This window comes from Rheinheimera sp. UJ51 (assembly GCF_020819615.1).
GTDB lineage: Bacteria > Pseudomonadota > Gammaproteobacteria > Enterobacterales > Alteromonadaceae > Alishewanella > Alishewanella maricola.
Genome location: NZ_JAJHOG010000013.1, coordinates 49,200 through 65,909, shown reverse-complemented (window position 1 = coordinate 65,909; position 16,710 = coordinate 49,200). Strand labels below are relative to the sequence as shown.

Here is a 16,710-nt window from a genome sequence, read left to right as displayed (position 1 = left end):
CTTTCCTGACTTTATTGCCGAATCTGTCTTCGAAGGAATATTAAAACATGTAAATTGGCTCCTGAGCTGATGTTTCTCAAACCTAACCATTTGTGAAACATAGGATGTTAAGCTTAGTTTAAAAGCGTGAGTGGGTTTATAGCCCTTAAATCTTGGATTTAACGTTGCTAAATTACTTACTTCCTCTTCATCAGCTCAATTGTTGCGATTGTGCAACAAGAGTAGACTATTTAGAATTTATTAGCTCCGCCCCCTTTTTCGTAAATAAATCAGAATAAGGAATTACTATGATCCGCATAGGCTTATTAGGTGCAGCCCGTATCAGTGATAACGCGATATTTCAGCCGCTTAAGCAACTTGAGGGTTTTGTGTTACAGGCGGTGGCCGCCTCAGACCAGGAGCGCGCCCGTCAGTATGCCGATCAACATAGTATCTTGCATATCGCCGATAGCTATCAGGCGCTGCTAGAGCGGGACGATATCGACCTAGTTTATAATGCTTTACCCGCCTCCGGGCATGCTCACTGGACCATATTGGCACTGCAACATGGCAAGCATGTGTTGTGCGAAAAGCCGTTTGCGATGGATGCAGCAGAAGCACAGGCGATGGTGCAGGCGGCAACTGCCTCCGGCAAGTTATTACTGGAGGCCTTTCATTACCTCTTTCATCCACTTTTTTTGGAAGTAATGCAATTGGTGCAGCACGGCACTATTGGCACTATTAAAAATTTGCGGGCGAATTTCTCGGTGAGGATCCCTTACTTTGCGGGTTCACTACGTCACGAGCCAGAACTGGGCGGCGGCGCCATGATGGACTTAGGCTGTTATCCGCTGCACTGGGTACGCACAGTGATGGGCTCTGAACCTGAAGTGGTAAGTGCTAATTGCATTACAGGCCAACAGACAACCGGAAAAGATCAAATTGATATAGCGATGCATGCCCGCCTTAAATTTGCGAATGGATGTATTGCCGATATAGGCACCAATATGGCAGAGCATCTAAGTAGGGTTGCAGATACCAGCCTGATAATGGAAGGCAGTTTGGGCACTATCGAAGTGAGAGGCCTTATTACACCAGACCAGGCAAACAGCATCAGAATAATCACCAGAGATTCTGAACACGAATACCGTATTCCAGGTTTTAGCACCTATTATTATCAACTACAGCATGTTAAAGACTGCATTCAAGGCAAAACAGCTCCGTTAACTGGTGGCGATGACGCAATACATAACATGCAGCTGATTGATCACATATACCAGCACGCTGGTTTACTTCGTCGAAGTGATTGCCGTACCTGAGTTTACAGTACGATAGTATGACATCTATTTTTCGTCGAAAGCTGCGACTAAGACCATTAAACTATCAATCAACTTTAAAAAGGAGAGCTCAATTTATCAAATGAGAAGGCTCCCTTATATCTACTATCTGCATGTTTCTCTTTGAAATTTTCAGGGGAAACGCGATACACGAAAATTAACTCGCCAACATTTTCATCGGCTTCCCGGTGAATCAACAGCACGTTTGGCTCCTAGTAATCTACTTTACGCATCAGACTGATGCTCAACAAAGCATTTCTTTTGTTAGCGCTAAACACTAAAAAATGGCCAAATCCACTCATTTCTTTAGGGCTGTAAAGCAGGATTTTGCATTTTTATTTTATAAATGCATACAGAACAATAATTTAATTTTTGGCATGCTTATCGCTAATTGATGATTGATTTCAAAAACTCATAAGGTTATTTCAATGAAAAAATTATCTGCTCTAGCCTTTCTGGCAACCATACTGTTAATGAGTGCTCAAACTGTTCGTGCTGGAGATCCGGCGAAAATTATGTTGCTGGGTACTTTTCACTTTGCTAACCCCGGTTTGGACACGGTAAAAACGTCAGTGCTGGATGTTTCCTCTGCTGACAGTCAGCAATATTTACAAGCCTTTAGCCAAAAAATTGCGAAGGATTTTGCACCGACAGATGTTTTACTGGAGTGTGCTGTAGGCTTTCAGGGTAAGCTAAATGAGCAGTATCAACAGTATTTAAAAGGCGAGTTTTCACTGCCAGTGAATGAGATTTATCAACTCGGATTCAGAGTGGCTAAAGCCGCAGGCGGTAGCGCCGTGCGCTGCTTCGACGAGCATGAAATACAATGGAATGCCGATCAATTGTTTGAACAGATGCCAGCAAAGGCCCCGGTTATTCAAGCGGCTTTTGAGACCTTGATTGCAGAGGTTACTGCCCAAAGTAACGAAATGCATCAGACATTGAGCCTGGCAGGTGTATTGCGTGTGATGAATTCAGAACAACAATATCGGCTGAATCAATCCATTTATTTACTCAGCAATGAAGTGGGTGCTGGGGATAACTTTGTTGGCGCAGATGCTGCGGCAAGTTGGTGGCACAGAAACTTTCGCATGTATGCAAACATTCAACAAGCGGCTAGCCCGGGCAAGCGAGTTTTGGTGATTGCTGGGCAAGGCCATATTGCTGTTATCAAAGATTTCCTAGCCAGTGACACTCAGCGCATAGCGGTGTTTGTTGACAGTTTCTTGTAATGTTTATTTTTTGCTCAAACAAGTTGCTGTGTTTTTGAACTGGATGGGCAATGCTGCGGCTCTTTAGTTGAGTATGTACCTTAGTAGACGAAGCAATATCACAATTAGCAACAACGTTGTCGCATCACGTTGCCCGCAAGCTATAGTATAAGGAGAATTTAAGCTGTTCACTCCCCTACGTTACAGCTGGTTTTTAGAATGACTAGATTTTTTAATGAAAGTCCAGTAATAGAAAAAATAGCGGCGGCCCTTGCTGCTGGAAAGGAAGTTAGTTCAATAAACCACAAACAGCCGCTTTTGGCACAAAGCCACGTTCTGAAGTGGTTTACCCACTTTGAGATTTTGACGGTTAAGGCACTGCTATCAGAGTAGAATTTTGATTCAAGTGTTAAGTTTGCTGCAACGAGTGGACCGATGGATTTGCAATGACTGGTAAGTTAGCTCTGCAATTGGATGGTAAATTAAATACAATTAACCAAAATGCCACTAATTGAAGCCGCCCAATTCTCGCTCTGTGATCCAATCATTCAATGCCTCAACACCTGTACCATGAAATTTTTTAATAATTTCTGATGGCGTTAATTGTTCAAAAGCTTCAATCGGCTCACCGATATACCATGCCCATGCAGCCTGATCCGAATTAAACCAGGGCCGCACCCGACGTAATAGTGCATGGATCTCGATTAACCTCGTTTGCACTTTCGATTGCTTTACGCGCTCTGGCCTTTTAAGAGACTGAGGAGGAAGAGCAACAAAGGCTGCTAGGTGATCAATCGTAGTAAAAAACGCCTCTGCCCACGCCTTAGGTTGCTCAATACCCTGCTCTAGTGCAGAACCTATCTTGAACGGCGTCAATTCGTATCCTCGCGGTTAATTACAAAACAAAATATAAAACTAGATTGTTCAACGGTAAAAAACAAGGCACTTTGTATTTTACAGACCCATTCTCATTTTTAATGAATACACACTAGAATCGGTTGTATTTTTCGTAATAAACATTGATCAGTATTACGCCACTTAAAATGGGCATCCCAGACTTGGCTAGGTAAAACATCACTTTGGATTTTGCAGCAGTACCACTAACCGCCTTCAATCATTGGCTCCTCTAGAGGTAAAAAATCGCCATAAATATTACATTTAACCGCTAAACCCCTTGTAACGAGGATCTATCCAAACAGCAAGGTGACGCAACTTAATACTAATGGTCCAGGAATAAAGTGGACATTTAAATCAGATCGCCAACCTCTGATCATCGAACTAATGAGAGCTTAAGAGACTGCTTCTCCATCAGCTCAACTTCGCAAAAGTATTGCGCCTTAAATACTTCACATTTCTGAAACAAAAGCATCGCAAACCCTCTATAGACTGCTGCAGCGTTATGAAGCACACAATCAACACTGCCACGGCAGCAGTTTTAGAGATGGAATCACATTATGACTTTTTTAGAGCAGCAAGATTTTCCTCGCTTTCAACCGCGAGTTTTAGCTCGTTTAATGAAGAGTATTTTAGTAGGCAGCGTTCTAAGCACTACACCCTTGGTTAGCTTGGCTCTTGCATCCGATGTCACAACAGCAGAAGCGGAGTCCCTAGAAGTTATCTCTGTTAAAGGTAGTTACAGCCGCAGCCTAGAGCGCGCCGTAGATTTAAAGAAGTCGAATACGGGCTTTTCTGATTCTATCGTAGCAACTGATGTTGCTGATTTCCCGGAGCAAAACTTGGCTGAAGCTTTACAGCGGATGCCGGGCGTGACCATTGAACGAAACAAAGGCTTAGGTAGCAAAGTAAACGTGCGCAGTTTACCTACTGAATTTACGCATGTTTCCATTAATAACCTTGCCACTGCATCGGGTAGTGGCGGTCGTGATGTTGAATTTGATATTTTTGCTTCAGAAATTATACAAAGCGTTACAGTGCAAAAGTCGCCTTCAGCGGCTTATGAAGAAGGCGGTATTGCCGGTTCTGTTTACATTAGTACGGCACGACCCTTTGATTATAGTGATAGTAAACTTATTTTATCTGCTGAAGGCGCACATAACTCCATTTCGAAAGAGAACGATCCTAAATTCTCTCTTCTTGCCAGTGATACCTTTGGTGACTGGGGGGCTCTGATGTCCTTTTCTACAAGCCAGCGCACTAATCGCACTGATTCAAACTCTGGTATTAACTTCAGACCTATGGGCCGTTTTCTGGAAGCGTCTGGCGTACGCTCTGCGCAAGCCATCACAGTGCTGGAACGTGATGCAGGCGTGATTGTTAACGACCGACTAGATAAAAATGAAACTAACCGTATTATATTTCAGGACAAGGTCGGCGACAGGGTTTACCTGAATGATCAAGATAAATGGGGAGCTACGGCCTCTTTACAATATAAACCGTCTAATACCTTTAGCCTGACTTTCGATGCTATGTTAGGAGGTTACAAAGCAGTTGAAGACGAGTATGACGCGGCCGCGTACACCGCCTCTAGCCGCAGTACGCTGGAAACGATTCACGACTATGATGACACCACTTTGGCGGAGTACGGTATCGTCGTGCTAACTGATGTGTCGTACACCGCAACTCAGCATGAGTTTTTAAGTAAAGAACGGATAAACGATACCGACTTCACGCAATATAGTCTGGCGCTAGACTGGCAGCTACAAGGCTGGGATATTAATGCTTTAGTCGGCTACTCTGGCGCTGATAAAACATTAGACTACGCCAACCTGAAACACGTGGCTTATGCGCCTTCGCGTAGCCGTTGGACAGCCAATGGTGGTGAAACGCTAGCCAGTGCCGGCTTTGATATGTACAGCTCACCTGAAAGCTACCTGTTCGAGGCCTATGAAACCGAATTGGAAAACGTCACTGATGATAAATACGCTGCGCAACTCGACTTTAAAAAAGAGTTAGAACTAGGGTTTTTACCCGCATTAAGCAGTGTGCAGTTTGGGGTACGTTACACCGACAAATCGAAAGAACGGCAGTTTGGTGCGACCAAAATACAAGGCCCTACAGCGGGCAGTAGCGAGTGGGTTAACGCCCGCACCATGGCAGATAGCCAACTACAACTTGTCACCGATATCGTACCGGGCGGCAATTATCAGCCAAAAGATCTGAACTGGATGCAAATATCTAACGATTACGCCCGTAATACGTTTCGCTATAGCGGTTTTACTGTGCCTTTTAATGCCAAGGATTACTATAGGGTAGATGAAGAAGTGCTTAGTCTGTATGCCATGACCAATATGGATTTTGACCTCGCTGGGAAACCGGTATTTTTAAATGCTGGCGTTAGAGCTGTAGATACCTCAGTGCTGTCTTTTGGCTATCACCAAATTCAGAACGCTGATGGCTCTACTGGATTTACCACCGAGCCCATTTCCAAAAAAGGAAGCTATAACGAACTTTTACCCAGCCTAAATATGACCATGGAAGTGCTCGATGACGTGTTAGTCCGGGCCGCCGCCTCGGAAACGCTGATGCGCCCCGCACTGACAAATATCGCCTACAAACGCTCTGTTAGCTGGAACTCGTTCCGCTTTACTGATGGTAATCCCGATCTGAAACCAACCTATGCCAAACAATGGGAACTCGGTGTGGAATGGTATCTGGAAAACGGCGGTTTACTAGCCGCATCGTATTTCTGGAAAGATATTGAAGGGGTGGTTCGTCAAGAATTAACCGGTAAAGTACCCAATGTAGAAAAGCTTAATGCCAATGGCTCGCTGGATGGATATTATGAGTTTGATGTCTATCAGCCAGTTAACGCAGATGGCTCTTATAAAGTCACTGGCCTAGAGTTAATAGCACAATTGCCGCTCAGCAGCTTACACTCGGCATTGGACGGCTTTGGTATTAATGCTAACTACACCATACTGGATAACACCCTAACAGGCTCATCTGATTTGGATATTCCCACTCCACCAGAAGGGTTAGCCGACACCACGTGGAACTTTACTTTTTATTATGAAAATGAAAGCTTTGACGCTCGTATCTCTTACAACTACAAAGACAAATATGTTGAAGTGATTGAACGCAGCTTGTATCCGGTATACCGCGATGCTTATGGTCAAACTGATATTGCGCTAGGTTATAAGCTTAACGACAATATTAAACTGAGCCTAAAAGCAATTAATGTCACGGATGAAGCAACCAAAGGCTACACGCTCACCCCAGCATTCCCGGTAATAAATGAATATTCTGGACGTCGTATAAGTTTAGGATTGCGCGCAGATTTCTAAAACGGCCTATCAATAACGCTAACTCGGCCACGGTCTACTGTGGCCAATTTTTTTGTGAGAGTTGCCATGCTCAATATGAAATCTTACCTAAGCACGATACTACTAGTACTCTTTATCAGCGCCTGCCAACCAAAGCATCAACATAAACACACAGTCTCGGCCTCGACCGCGCAGCAGCCAGTACAAATTGCCTTTTTACCCGATGTGCATTTTCATGATATTTACGCCGACTTTAGCGAGGCTGATTTTCCCGGCCCGGTTAATACCATAAGCGGCCATCAGGCCACCATTCGCACAATGGCAACTCAGCTAAGATCAACTCGATTATTTAACGAAAACTACTTTGCCTTATTGGCAGCGCTTGATGATTTGGCAGAGCGTAACGTTAAGCTAATCGTGCTACCGGGTGATTTTAGCGACGACGGCCAGCCTGCACATGTGAAAGGTTTAAGCAAAATATTACGTCAATACCAACAACAATACGGCATGCAATTTTTTTTAACTAACGGTAATCATGATCCGGTGAAACCTTTTAGCCGCCCAGCAGGCAAGCCTGATTACCTTAATGCTAATGGCCAACCGCACGCAGTATTCAGTCCCGGCAGCCCAGCTTGCCCATTAAACGCCCCTGCTCAAACTGATATCACCTGCACGGAGCAAGTTAAAGAGCTTGGTTATGAGGAGCTATTACAGCAACTGTCTGACTTTGGCTTTTACCCCAAGACCAATTACCTATATTGGGAAACGCCTTATAGTCACTATGTCACAGCAAATTATCAATTTAACGAGGCGCTTACTCAGGCTGATTTCGCCAAGCGGCAATACGAAATTTGCCTACAAGGTACTGGTGACGCTTACAAAGCGTCACACTACAGCCATTGTCAACAAGTGCCAGACAGCAGCTATTTAGTAGAGCCTGTGCTGGGTTTATGGCTGCTGGCTGTGGATGCGAATGTTTATCAGCTTGATCCTCAGCAACCAGAGGGCACAACCGGCCATCAGGCTTTTTTAGGATCCGGTAATGCGGGCTATAACGCCATGCTAAGCCATAAAAGACATGTCATTAAATGGATACAACAGGTCGCTAAGCGCGCAGCAGCAGAGGGGAAAACCTTGATCACCTTTAGTCATTACCCCATGACCGACTACTATCAAGGGCAAGCTGATGCTATGGCTAAACTTTTTGGTTCAACCCAAATGCAACTTAACCGCAATCCTGCTAATAATACGGCAAGCAAACTGGCTGCTACAGGTGTTGCTATTCATATTGGCGGTCATATGCATTTAAACAATACCGGCACCATCTATTTGGACGATGGCCGATATTTAGTTAACATTCAGGCTCCTTCTATTGCCGCCTACGTGCCGGCTTATAAGCTACTAACCTTATATCCACAACAAATTGAAGCGGAAACGATAGTGTTAACTGACGTCCCGCGATTTACTGAGCTATTTGCGCATTATCAGCAAGAACATTTGGCATTAATCGCTACGGGAGCAGAAAATATCTGGGATCCGGCTATTTTACAAAGTACCAACTACAAAGACTTTACCAACGGCCACCTTAGCGAACTTACCCGGCAACGTTTTTTACCTGCAGATTGGCCAGAGCAAATGCGTCAGTTGCTGTTGCAGGTGGATGGACTGGCGCTATTCACCCTGGCACAGCTTAATGAAGATATACCGCTAACAGCCTTAGCCGACTTTGCAGCGCTTCGCGCAACAGCAAACTGGCAACATGCTGAGCAACAAGCTTTTAGCATAATTACAGAAGCCGGGTTTACACCTCAAGCCTTAGCTAGTTGGCAAGGTAAGGATTTAGTCACCGATTTTTACCGCTTGCGTAATGCCGGACAACTTGCATTGGCCGATATCAGTGCTGAGCGTTTATTACAGTATAAGTGGCTCACTCGGCAATTACAGCCACACCAACCTAAGCAAGAAGCCAATAAGATGCTTTCGCAGCCTAATCAATCACTATCAATGTCGGTACGCAAACAATTTGGGGCTCTGTTTAGTATTATGCATGCTTTTCAGCACGGTGATCCTAACCAGCACTTTTTGATAGATAAGGCGACCGGTAAGCTAACTGATCTAGCCACATTTGTTGCGGAATAAACTACGGTGGAAGTGTCCACTGTTGCTGTTACAGATCAGATCTCCCAGGATTTAGACCAGCTGACCGCAGCTCAACTCTCCACCACCGGGCAATCATTTTTAAGCCATTTGGAGAACGGAAAAGAAACAGCACAAATTGGCAAAGTGTTGCAGGTGCTAGAGTCATTGGGAATTGGGGTTGAGCTGATTCTGCCGCCTGATGTTGACACTAAGCTGTCTAACTATCACAACTCAGTAAAACACAGCAGTAATTTACACAATCCTAGCGCTTTTCCTGATGACCCAAAAGAAGAACCATCAAAAAAACATCGGATTGTCGCTCTGTTAGAGGATAGTCAAAACCTGCAGCGTACTGATACAAAGACCTTTCTTAAACTATGGGAAGAGGTATCGAACAGTAAAAGAGTGCGGCGGGCATGAGAGAATTAATCGTTTATCTTGATCGCACTGTGGTTGGAAAGCTATTCGAAGAGTCGTCGTTGTGGGGATTCTTAAAAGAGCACTTTAAAGAAATTCCAGCTTGTTAAGCTAACGAGAGGGCTATAGTCCGGAGTCCCGCTAACTCGGTAATCTTGAGCTAAGCTCAGCATTGGTAATAATCTTGTTTATTTAGGATTAAAGTCTTTAAGACTACTAATCTCTATTAAATCCTAACAGATGATGATTTAATCTATGCAATATACTACACTTGATTAAATCATCATCCGTTAGGATTTAAGCATGGCTCGTACTGTTGTCGTTACGCCTAAACCAGACATCACTAAACCGGTAGATATGCCTCTTCTGGGCGCTTATATTCGTCATCACAGAACTCATTTAGGTATGAAGCTGGAAGATGCGGCAGCACTATGCGGGGTATCAAAGCAAGCCTATAACAATATCGAGCTAGGTGAAAAAAATCTTAATGTAGATACGCTCTTTCGCGTACTTAACGCTTTAGGTATTTCGTTGCGAATTATGGGTACTGCAGGGGCTCACACAACATTAGAACAGGGAGGCCGCGATGGGGTATGGCTCTAACACGCTGCCACAGCTAGAAATTTTCGCCCAACACTATGTCGTAGGTACCTTGACGTTTAAGCAACAGCAATTTTGCGAACTTCATTATAGCGAGCACTGGCTTAATGTTGGCTACCCAATCTCCCCTCACCTTCCCTTATCGGGTGACTATTCAGCCAATACGGTAGTCCGTTTTCTTCGTAATTTATTCCCTGAGGGGGGCGCCTTTGACAGATTACTGGAAACAGAGCATTTGTCGAAGAATAATATCTATTCAATTTTGCGGACTATCGGCAGCGACACCGCGGGTTTGCTTACTTTTGCAACTCAAGTAGCGGATCAAGATGCGCCAATGCTACGACAGGTGACAAACGATGAACTAGCGGCTCGCCTGCGGCAGCAACAAGATATGACTTACTGGGATGGCAAGTACCGCTTATCCTTGGCTGGCGTACAGAACAAACTTAACGTTTTTCTTAATGACCACGATGATATTTTTTTGGCTAGCGGTGCTTATTCCAGCACGCACATCTTAAAGTTTGCCTCTGACAAACACCCTTCAATTGTGATCAATGAATTCTTCTGTATGCAGCTGGCAAAAGCGATAAATCTATCATGCGCTAAAGTAAGCTTACGTTCGCTCAATGAATTCACCTCGCTGATGATCGAGCGATTTGATCGCAAAAAAACATCGTCTGGTATAAAGAAGCGCCACATCATTGATGGGTGTCAGGCATTGGATATGCCGCCAGAAAACAAGTACGAACAAAACTTTGGTAGCAGTCGTGATGTGCAGCATATTCGCGAAGGGGTAAGCCTGCCTAAGTTGTTTGTCTTCGCTAACCAAACCGCAATACCTGCTCAAACCCGTCTAAAATTATTAGATGCCGTTATTTTTAATCTGATTATCGGCAATAGCGATGCCCATGGTAAGAATTTCAGTTTCTACATTGGCAAACAGGAAGGCATTAGCCTGGCGCCATTGTATGATCTTGTCAGTGTTGTTTATGAAGCTCAGCAAGTCCCAGATCTCGATACTCATCTTGCGATGGCAATTGGCGACAACTTTGAGATCGGGAACATTTCTGCCTATGACCTGTTAGCCTTTGCAGAGCAGGTAGGTATTGAACACGCTTATCTTAAGCGCCGACTCAATCGCCTATGCCAATTAGTGACAACGATGGTCCATAAGCTGGATTTCACGGCAGATCCCCTTAGCCAGGAACAACTTGCGCATATTGAAGCATTAAAAGCATTGTTCATAAAAAGAGCAGAGTCATTACAGTCTCAGGCTAAACTTTTTGAACAGGTGCGAAGAGAAGCGTTTTGATAGAACCTGTCAGCCCACAAATCAATAAATACCCTATGAGAGTATATAGAGTGGACATAACATCGACGAAGATCATTGATGCAGCTGAGGTGGCAATTTATTTCATTTGTGGAGCCTTTAATGGAAGAACATCAATGTGACAAGCTGCCAGTAGGGGCTTATCTGTATAAAGGACAACTAAGCTCGTGTGGTAAAACTTTATGGTATTTAAACTTAGTCCGTGAAGCGACAGAAGAAGACCTAGAGGAAAATCATTATCTTGACGAAGTTGGCGAAGCTATTTAGACAATGATATCTGAAGTTTTGTTTTGCCCCTACTGTGGTAAAGATTTATACAATGGTCAACCAAAAAAAAGCACGGGTGATTTTGCGCTTTATGATTCATCAGCCTATAAAATGAGAAAACGTTAAACTTCACTGGCTAGAGTTGACGCATAATATGACACTAAAAGTGGTACTTTTATTGCGTGTGGTGGTGTGAATTTGCAACGCGTGGTAAAGCACGTTTGCAAATGAGTGGATCTTTAAGTGCGATTAATCAGCAAACATGTTTTCTAACTAAATTTTTCAAAAAAACCAATTTATTTGTTTGCCTATGCGTCAGTTGCATTCCTCATTAATAAGATACCCCTAAGCACTTACTAAACTATTTCTTCTTAGGGGCACATATGAACAATTACGACGCAAACTCCATTCTAGAATTCGATTTTGAACATAACGACTTAATTAATGAAGATGAACTGAATTATGATTCCTTAGCCGAAGGCATCATGGCTGCAGCGCACGAATTATTGCCTTTGCTTGAATACGACGATGAATCAGACAGCTCATTTGAAGATGTAAATTCGTCAGTCAATGATGACGCGATAGCTGAAGCGTTCTCTCAAGCCATCGCTTCTGAACGTAAACAAAGCAGTAATATTTCTAAGAAAAGAGTAAAAAATAGTTCTAGCTATTCAACTCTTACAGAGGAACAACGTGCTGAGGTTTTTGAGCAAAGAAAAGCGTGCGCTAAATCAAACTCGTTGATTAATAGTCGTAAGCGTAATGCTTTTCCTGAGCCTATTAACAAGATGCTGTTATCAGATACAAATGATGAGGTTATGCTATTTATTGAACAGTTGACCTATATCGCAGTAAGTCAAAGCATGTCACTGGGTAATCTCAAACAGTTTAAGGCTGATACGTCAGAGTATAATGCTCTGAGATTTAATGAAACTATGATATTAGCTGCATTGTTTGGCGTTCCAACCGTTCTGCATAAAATTGCAACGAGAGCAGGTAAAGCCCCGCAAGAACTGCAGTTTCCTGAATGCGTAATTGACTGCCGAAAAGTGCTACATGAGAAATATCAGCGCCGAACTTTCTCACCTGACCAAAAAAGCCCCAGCAATGATTGGTTTCATTTTGCTGTAGAGCTCAAGAACAGTTTAAATAGCTCAAAGAGTGCTTTTGAATTTTTACATTTCATCTTCAAATACACTGAAGATAGAAATGGCGGTATTGTGTTTGATTACGCGAACCTTGCACTGCTGTTTCAAAACAATCTAGACCTGGATTTTCAATCAGATATCCTCTCAGAGTTAGGGCGTTTAAACCAAGAAAAACCATCGTTGTTTAAAAAACAGCGCAAAATTCAGCAATTCAAAAAGCTCTGTGAGGAGAAGATTAAAGGACAAATGCAAGCTATTTCAGCGGTTACGGAAATGGTGGGCGGCGCCTTTAACTCTAAGAAAACCGGCCCAAGAGGTATTGTGACTTTTATGGGAGCATCCGGTACAGGAAAAACGGCATTGGCCGAAACACTTGTTGATGCTGTAAATGAAGTGTACGGCGCTAGCTATCGGAAACTATTACTTAATATGGAAATGTACAGTGATGATCGTTCATCAATGAAACTCTTTGGAACGGGGTCTCAATATGTTGATTCAGCATTGGGCGAACTTACCACCGAAGTGCTGATCGCCCCCCGCACCGTTATTATCATTGATGAAATTGAAAAAGCGCATCGTACGGTTATCCAGTCATTACTCACCCTATTGGAAAAAGGTGAAATGACCGATCAAACCACCAACAAGGTCGTTGATTTTAGCCAATGTATTTTCGTGTTCACGACAAATCTCGGGCAAAAAGCCGCTAAACAAAGTCTGTCAAAAAATAAACCGCTCGATTTAAGTGCATTACTTGCTGAAAAACCGGGAAAAGTCGGTTTGTCACCTGAACTGATCAGCCGCTTATCACGTGGTAGTGTAGCGCTATTCAGAGAGCTAGAGATTAAAGACTTACTCAATATGGCAGAGCACGCAGCAAATATTGCGCGCGAAGATAAGACGCTTTGCTGGCCTGAAGACTTACCTGAGATGCTCATTGAAACCCTGGGTGGGGACCTTGCACCAAGAACTATCCTAGCTCAAGCCTCGAAACTACAGGGCAAGATTGTAGAGTTTGTGTTATCAACAATCGAAGAAACCGCAAACGACCCACGTATCGAAGTTGAAATAGCAGAAGATATTGCGAACTTTCACTATGCTGTGGTGACTCAAGATCGCCTGTTAACGCGGCTGCTTAAAAAGTACTTTCCAAATTGCAAAGTATTAACAGAGGTATCGCAAATCCAGCAATTATCTAGCGAGCAAAATATCCAAGCGGTACTGATTGATCAACCGCAATGTTCGACCGAACTGGCTGCTGAACATAAAGGTAACTTACACTTTTACAGTTTTGGCTATCAACATCAGGGTGTTGACGAAGCAATAAAACCAACACAAATAGAACGGCACTTTAAGCTTGTTGATTTTACCGTACCATCATTAACCGCATTTATTAAGCAGGTTGCTAAACGTTGTCGCCTATTAACCAGCGCTGAGCAACTACGTAAGCGTAAAATGATGGTTGAGTTTGATTATCAACTCACGCGCATTGATGATGGTTTCAAAGTCACCCTGCAACACCCTGTTTATGAGCAACGCTTTGATCCTAACGATTTTGAAGCACCCTACATGCAGGAACCTTGCATTCCCAAAATTAGCTTTCAAGATATTATTGGTCAAGATGAGCTAAAACAGAGTATGACATTCATTTTACAACGGCTACGTGGTGCAAATGACTTTGTACTGGATATGCCAAAAGGCTATCTTTTTGCAGGTTTACCTGGGACAGGTAAAAGTTATTTTGCAAAAGCCATTGCAGGCGAGTGCCAAGTACCCTTTATTCCGGTAAACGCAGCAGATTTGATGAATGGAGATGTGGTTATCAACATTAATCACTTATTTGAGGTGGCCGCACGTTATGCGCCATGTATTGTCTTTCTTGACGAAATTGACGCCATCGCGTTGAGCCGTGAACAAAACTCTATACATGGCCGTTTAGCGGTTAATACGCTGCTAACCCAGTTAGATGGCTTTAACAACAGTGATAATCCGGTTTTTGTGTTGGCCGCAACCAACTTTGCACATAAGCTTGACCCCGCTGTGATGCGTCACGGACGTTTTGATAAAATGGTAACTATCCCATTACCCGATCTCGCCGCACGCACACGCTTTATCGAACAATGCTGCAATAAATATAAGTTTCAATTAACAGATGCTGCCTTACTCAGTTTTGCCAAACGCGTTAGCGGTGCATCATATGGTTTTCTTGAAACACTGTTTCGCGATCTACAGCTAACGCTTCTCACTAAGCAATGCCAATTTAGTGCGAGTATGCTAGACGAACAATTGCTAGCGGCGACGATTGGAAATAAAAAAGCCGTTAGCTCCAATAATGATAAAGACCGCTTGGCCATTGCTTATCATGAAACAGGCCATTACCTTATGTACAAACATTTGCACCCCAAAGCGAGGTGCACCAACTTGTCGATCCAAGAACATGAAAGATCTGGCGGAATTACTATGTTTGATTTGGACGGGCAAGTGTTAAGCAACACAAAAGCAAATTATAAAGCTCAGTTGCAAGTGCTTTTGGCTGGACGCGCAGCGGAGAAACTACTCAGTGAACATGACGATGATATTTCAGCTGGCGCCAGTCATGATATTCAACAGGCTACGCAACTCGCTAAACGTGCCATATCGGATCTGGGTTTCTCAGACAGCTTAGGTTTAGCTGATTTTAAGCAATTACCTATGCTACAGACCAAGGTAGAAAACGAAGTAGTAGAATGGTTGAATACCGCGTTTATAGCCAGCGAAACGTACTTGCGGAAAAATTGGGCTTTAGTGAAGCAAATTGCTGAAGTGTTATTTGAGCAAGAAACGTTAGATCAAGATCAGCTAGACAACATTGAAACGCTGCCAAATAAGAAGAATGCTAAAGCATAACCATTCATAAAATGACAAAAGCGGGGTGACTCTAGAGCACCCCGTTTTTTTTACGCAAAAAAAATGGCTGCCAATAGAAGATAAGACCAAGTGTTTGTGAATTTAATGTAAAACGAACGAAAGGCCAAAGAAGTTGTTAAATAAAGGTAAGAAATAAATCCTTGCACAAAAAAGATGGTTGTTAATTTTACGTAAAAAAAGAAAGGCGGGATATGTGTTGCAAAATCGCGTTTTACAAAAAAAATCAATATAAAAAGCGATTTCTTAAAAAATAAAAATACTTCAAAAACAGTCACTTACAATCGAAAAGCGACCATTTAAAAATATAAATAAAAAAATAAAAAAAGTGCTTATTTCAAGGAAAAATTATTAAAGAGTAACGATAAGATATCTCTCAACAACAGCACAGACCAATATTAACACGAGGTGGCTATGTCTTCATCTACAATTTTTCGCGTACTTACGACTTTTATTGAAATTATTCCTGCATCCCCCAACTTTCTCTCTTCAAAACAGATCGCTGCGAAGTTAGCTGAGCTTGGTATGGACATTTCTCAAAGCCAACTAAGCCGAGATTTAAACGAATATGCTGCATTTTTTAATGTGCAAGAATGTGAGTTTTCTTACGAAGGTAGTAAATGTTGGCAGCGTTTTAGCAAAACGCCATCGGCAGCAACAATCTCAGAAACTGACATGGCCATCCTTAGTTTGATAAAGGAAAATATGGACACTTTTCCTGCATTTACCCAAGAAAGCTTAAATCAAAAGCTAGCCGATTTAAGCAAAAAACAAGCCGTGATGCACAAAGTGAACCCTAAACATCGTATATTTGAGTGGCAAAAAAATAGGGATCTCATTATCAAGTTTGAAAGACAGAATATTATAGATAATGCCCTACTAAAAGCGTTAATGCAGAGTCTTAATCATGATATTGCCTTCAAGTACACAACTGATGAATCTGCAAGTAAAGTTTACTCTATGAAAGTTCATTCGCTGTCTGAGGAAAATAATCAGCTAGTGATCCATGGATTTCTTTCGCATGAGAATACTCATGAAATAATTAAAGCATCTTCAATTAACATTGTAAAAAACAACCCTGATCACTCAGCATCCACACATGTGTTTCAACAGCAAAAATGTTCTAGGTAATATACCTCTGAATTGTGAGTTGCTTGC

12 protein-coding genes are annotated in these 16,710 nt (G+C 42.8%); 10 read left to right on the top strand and 2 right to left on the bottom strand.

Going from position 1 to position 16,710, the window contains the following annotated elements:
- Window positions 1-287 precede the first annotated feature (287 nt).
- On the top strand, window positions 288-1,298 hold the full coding sequence (locus tag LMJ53_RS14315; RefSeq protein ID WP_229587773.1) for a Gfo/Idh/MocA family protein: 1,011 nt from the start codon (window positions 288-290) through the stop codon (window positions 1,296-1,298).
- Between the two features lie 74 nt (window positions 1,299-1,372).
- Here LMJ53_RS14315 and LMJ53_RS14310 read toward each other — a convergent pair whose 3' ends face one another.
- Entirely contained in the window at window positions 1,373-1,519 is a 147-nt protein-coding gene (locus LMJ53_RS14310) for a hypothetical protein (protein WP_229587771.1), read from the bottom strand.
- Between the two features lie 225 nt (window positions 1,520-1,744).
- On the opposite strand from LMJ53_RS14310, the gene LMJ53_RS14305 reads away from it, so the two are divergent.
- Window positions 1,745-2,548: a DUF5694 domain-containing protein gene (locus tag LMJ53_RS14305; protein WP_229587770.1), complete on the top strand. Its 804-nt coding sequence runs from the start codon at window positions 1,745-1,747 to the stop codon at window positions 2,546-2,548.
- A gap of 486 nt (window positions 2,549-3,034) precedes the next feature.
- On the opposite strand, the gene LMJ53_RS14300 is transcribed toward LMJ53_RS14305, so the two are convergent.
- The gene (locus tag LMJ53_RS14300) at window positions 3,035-3,403 is read right to left on the bottom strand and encodes a hypothetical protein (RefSeq protein ID WP_229587768.1); all 369 of its coding nucleotides are present in this window, start codon (window positions 3,401-3,403) and stop codon (window positions 3,035-3,037) included.
- Window positions 3,404-3,981: 578 nt separating this feature from the next.
- Between LMJ53_RS14300 and LMJ53_RS14295 the strand changes: the two genes are divergently transcribed.
- The 8 genes from LMJ53_RS14295 (at window position 3,982) to LMJ53_RS14260 (ending at window position 16,683) form a co-directional block, all read left to right on the top strand.
- The gene (locus LMJ53_RS14295; protein WP_229587766.1) at window positions 3,982-6,771 is read left to right on the top strand and encodes a TonB-dependent receptor; all 2,790 of its coding nucleotides are present in this window, start codon (window positions 3,982-3,984) and stop codon (window positions 6,769-6,771) included.
- A 66-nt stretch (window positions 6,772-6,837) separates the two neighbouring features.
- A complete protein-coding gene (locus LMJ53_RS14290; protein WP_229587765.1) occupies window positions 6,838-8,889 on the top strand; it encodes a metallophosphoesterase in 2,052 nt (683 codons plus the stop codon).
- 6 nt (window positions 8,890-8,895) lie between these two features.
- Window positions 8,896-9,309, top strand: a complete 414-nt coding sequence (locus LMJ53_RS14285; protein WP_229587764.1) for a transcriptional regulator — start codon at window positions 8,896-8,898, stop codon at window positions 9,307-9,309.
- 300 nt (window positions 9,310-9,609) lie between these two features.
- Complete coding sequence (locus LMJ53_RS14280) at window positions 9,610-9,909, top strand: helix-turn-helix domain-containing protein (protein ID WP_229587762.1); 300 nt, start codon at window positions 9,610-9,612, stop codon at window positions 9,907-9,909.
- Window positions 9,893-11,218 (top strand): HipA domain-containing protein, encoded by a 1,326-nt coding sequence (locus LMJ53_RS14275; RefSeq protein ID WP_267867530.1) that lies wholly within the window; start codon window positions 9,893-9,895, stop codon window positions 11,216-11,218. The genes LMJ53_RS14280 and LMJ53_RS14275 overlap by 17 nt, the downstream gene beginning before the upstream one ends.
- A gap of 120 nt (window positions 11,219-11,338) precedes the next feature.
- On the top strand, window positions 11,339-11,503 hold the full coding sequence (locus tag LMJ53_RS14270) for a hypothetical protein (RefSeq protein ID WP_229587750.1): 165 nt from the start codon (window positions 11,339-11,341) through the stop codon (window positions 11,501-11,503).
- A 383-nt stretch (window positions 11,504-11,886) separates the two neighbouring features.
- A complete protein-coding gene (locus LMJ53_RS14265) occupies window positions 11,887-15,534 on the top strand; it encodes an AAA family ATPase (RefSeq protein ID WP_229587748.1) in 3,648 nt (1,215 codons plus the stop codon).
- 432 nt (window positions 15,535-15,966) lie between these two features.
- Window positions 15,967-16,683, top strand: a complete 717-nt coding sequence (locus LMJ53_RS14260) for a hypothetical protein (protein WP_229587738.1) — start codon at window positions 15,967-15,969, stop codon at window positions 16,681-16,683.
- Window positions 16,684-16,710: the final 27 nt, after the last annotated feature.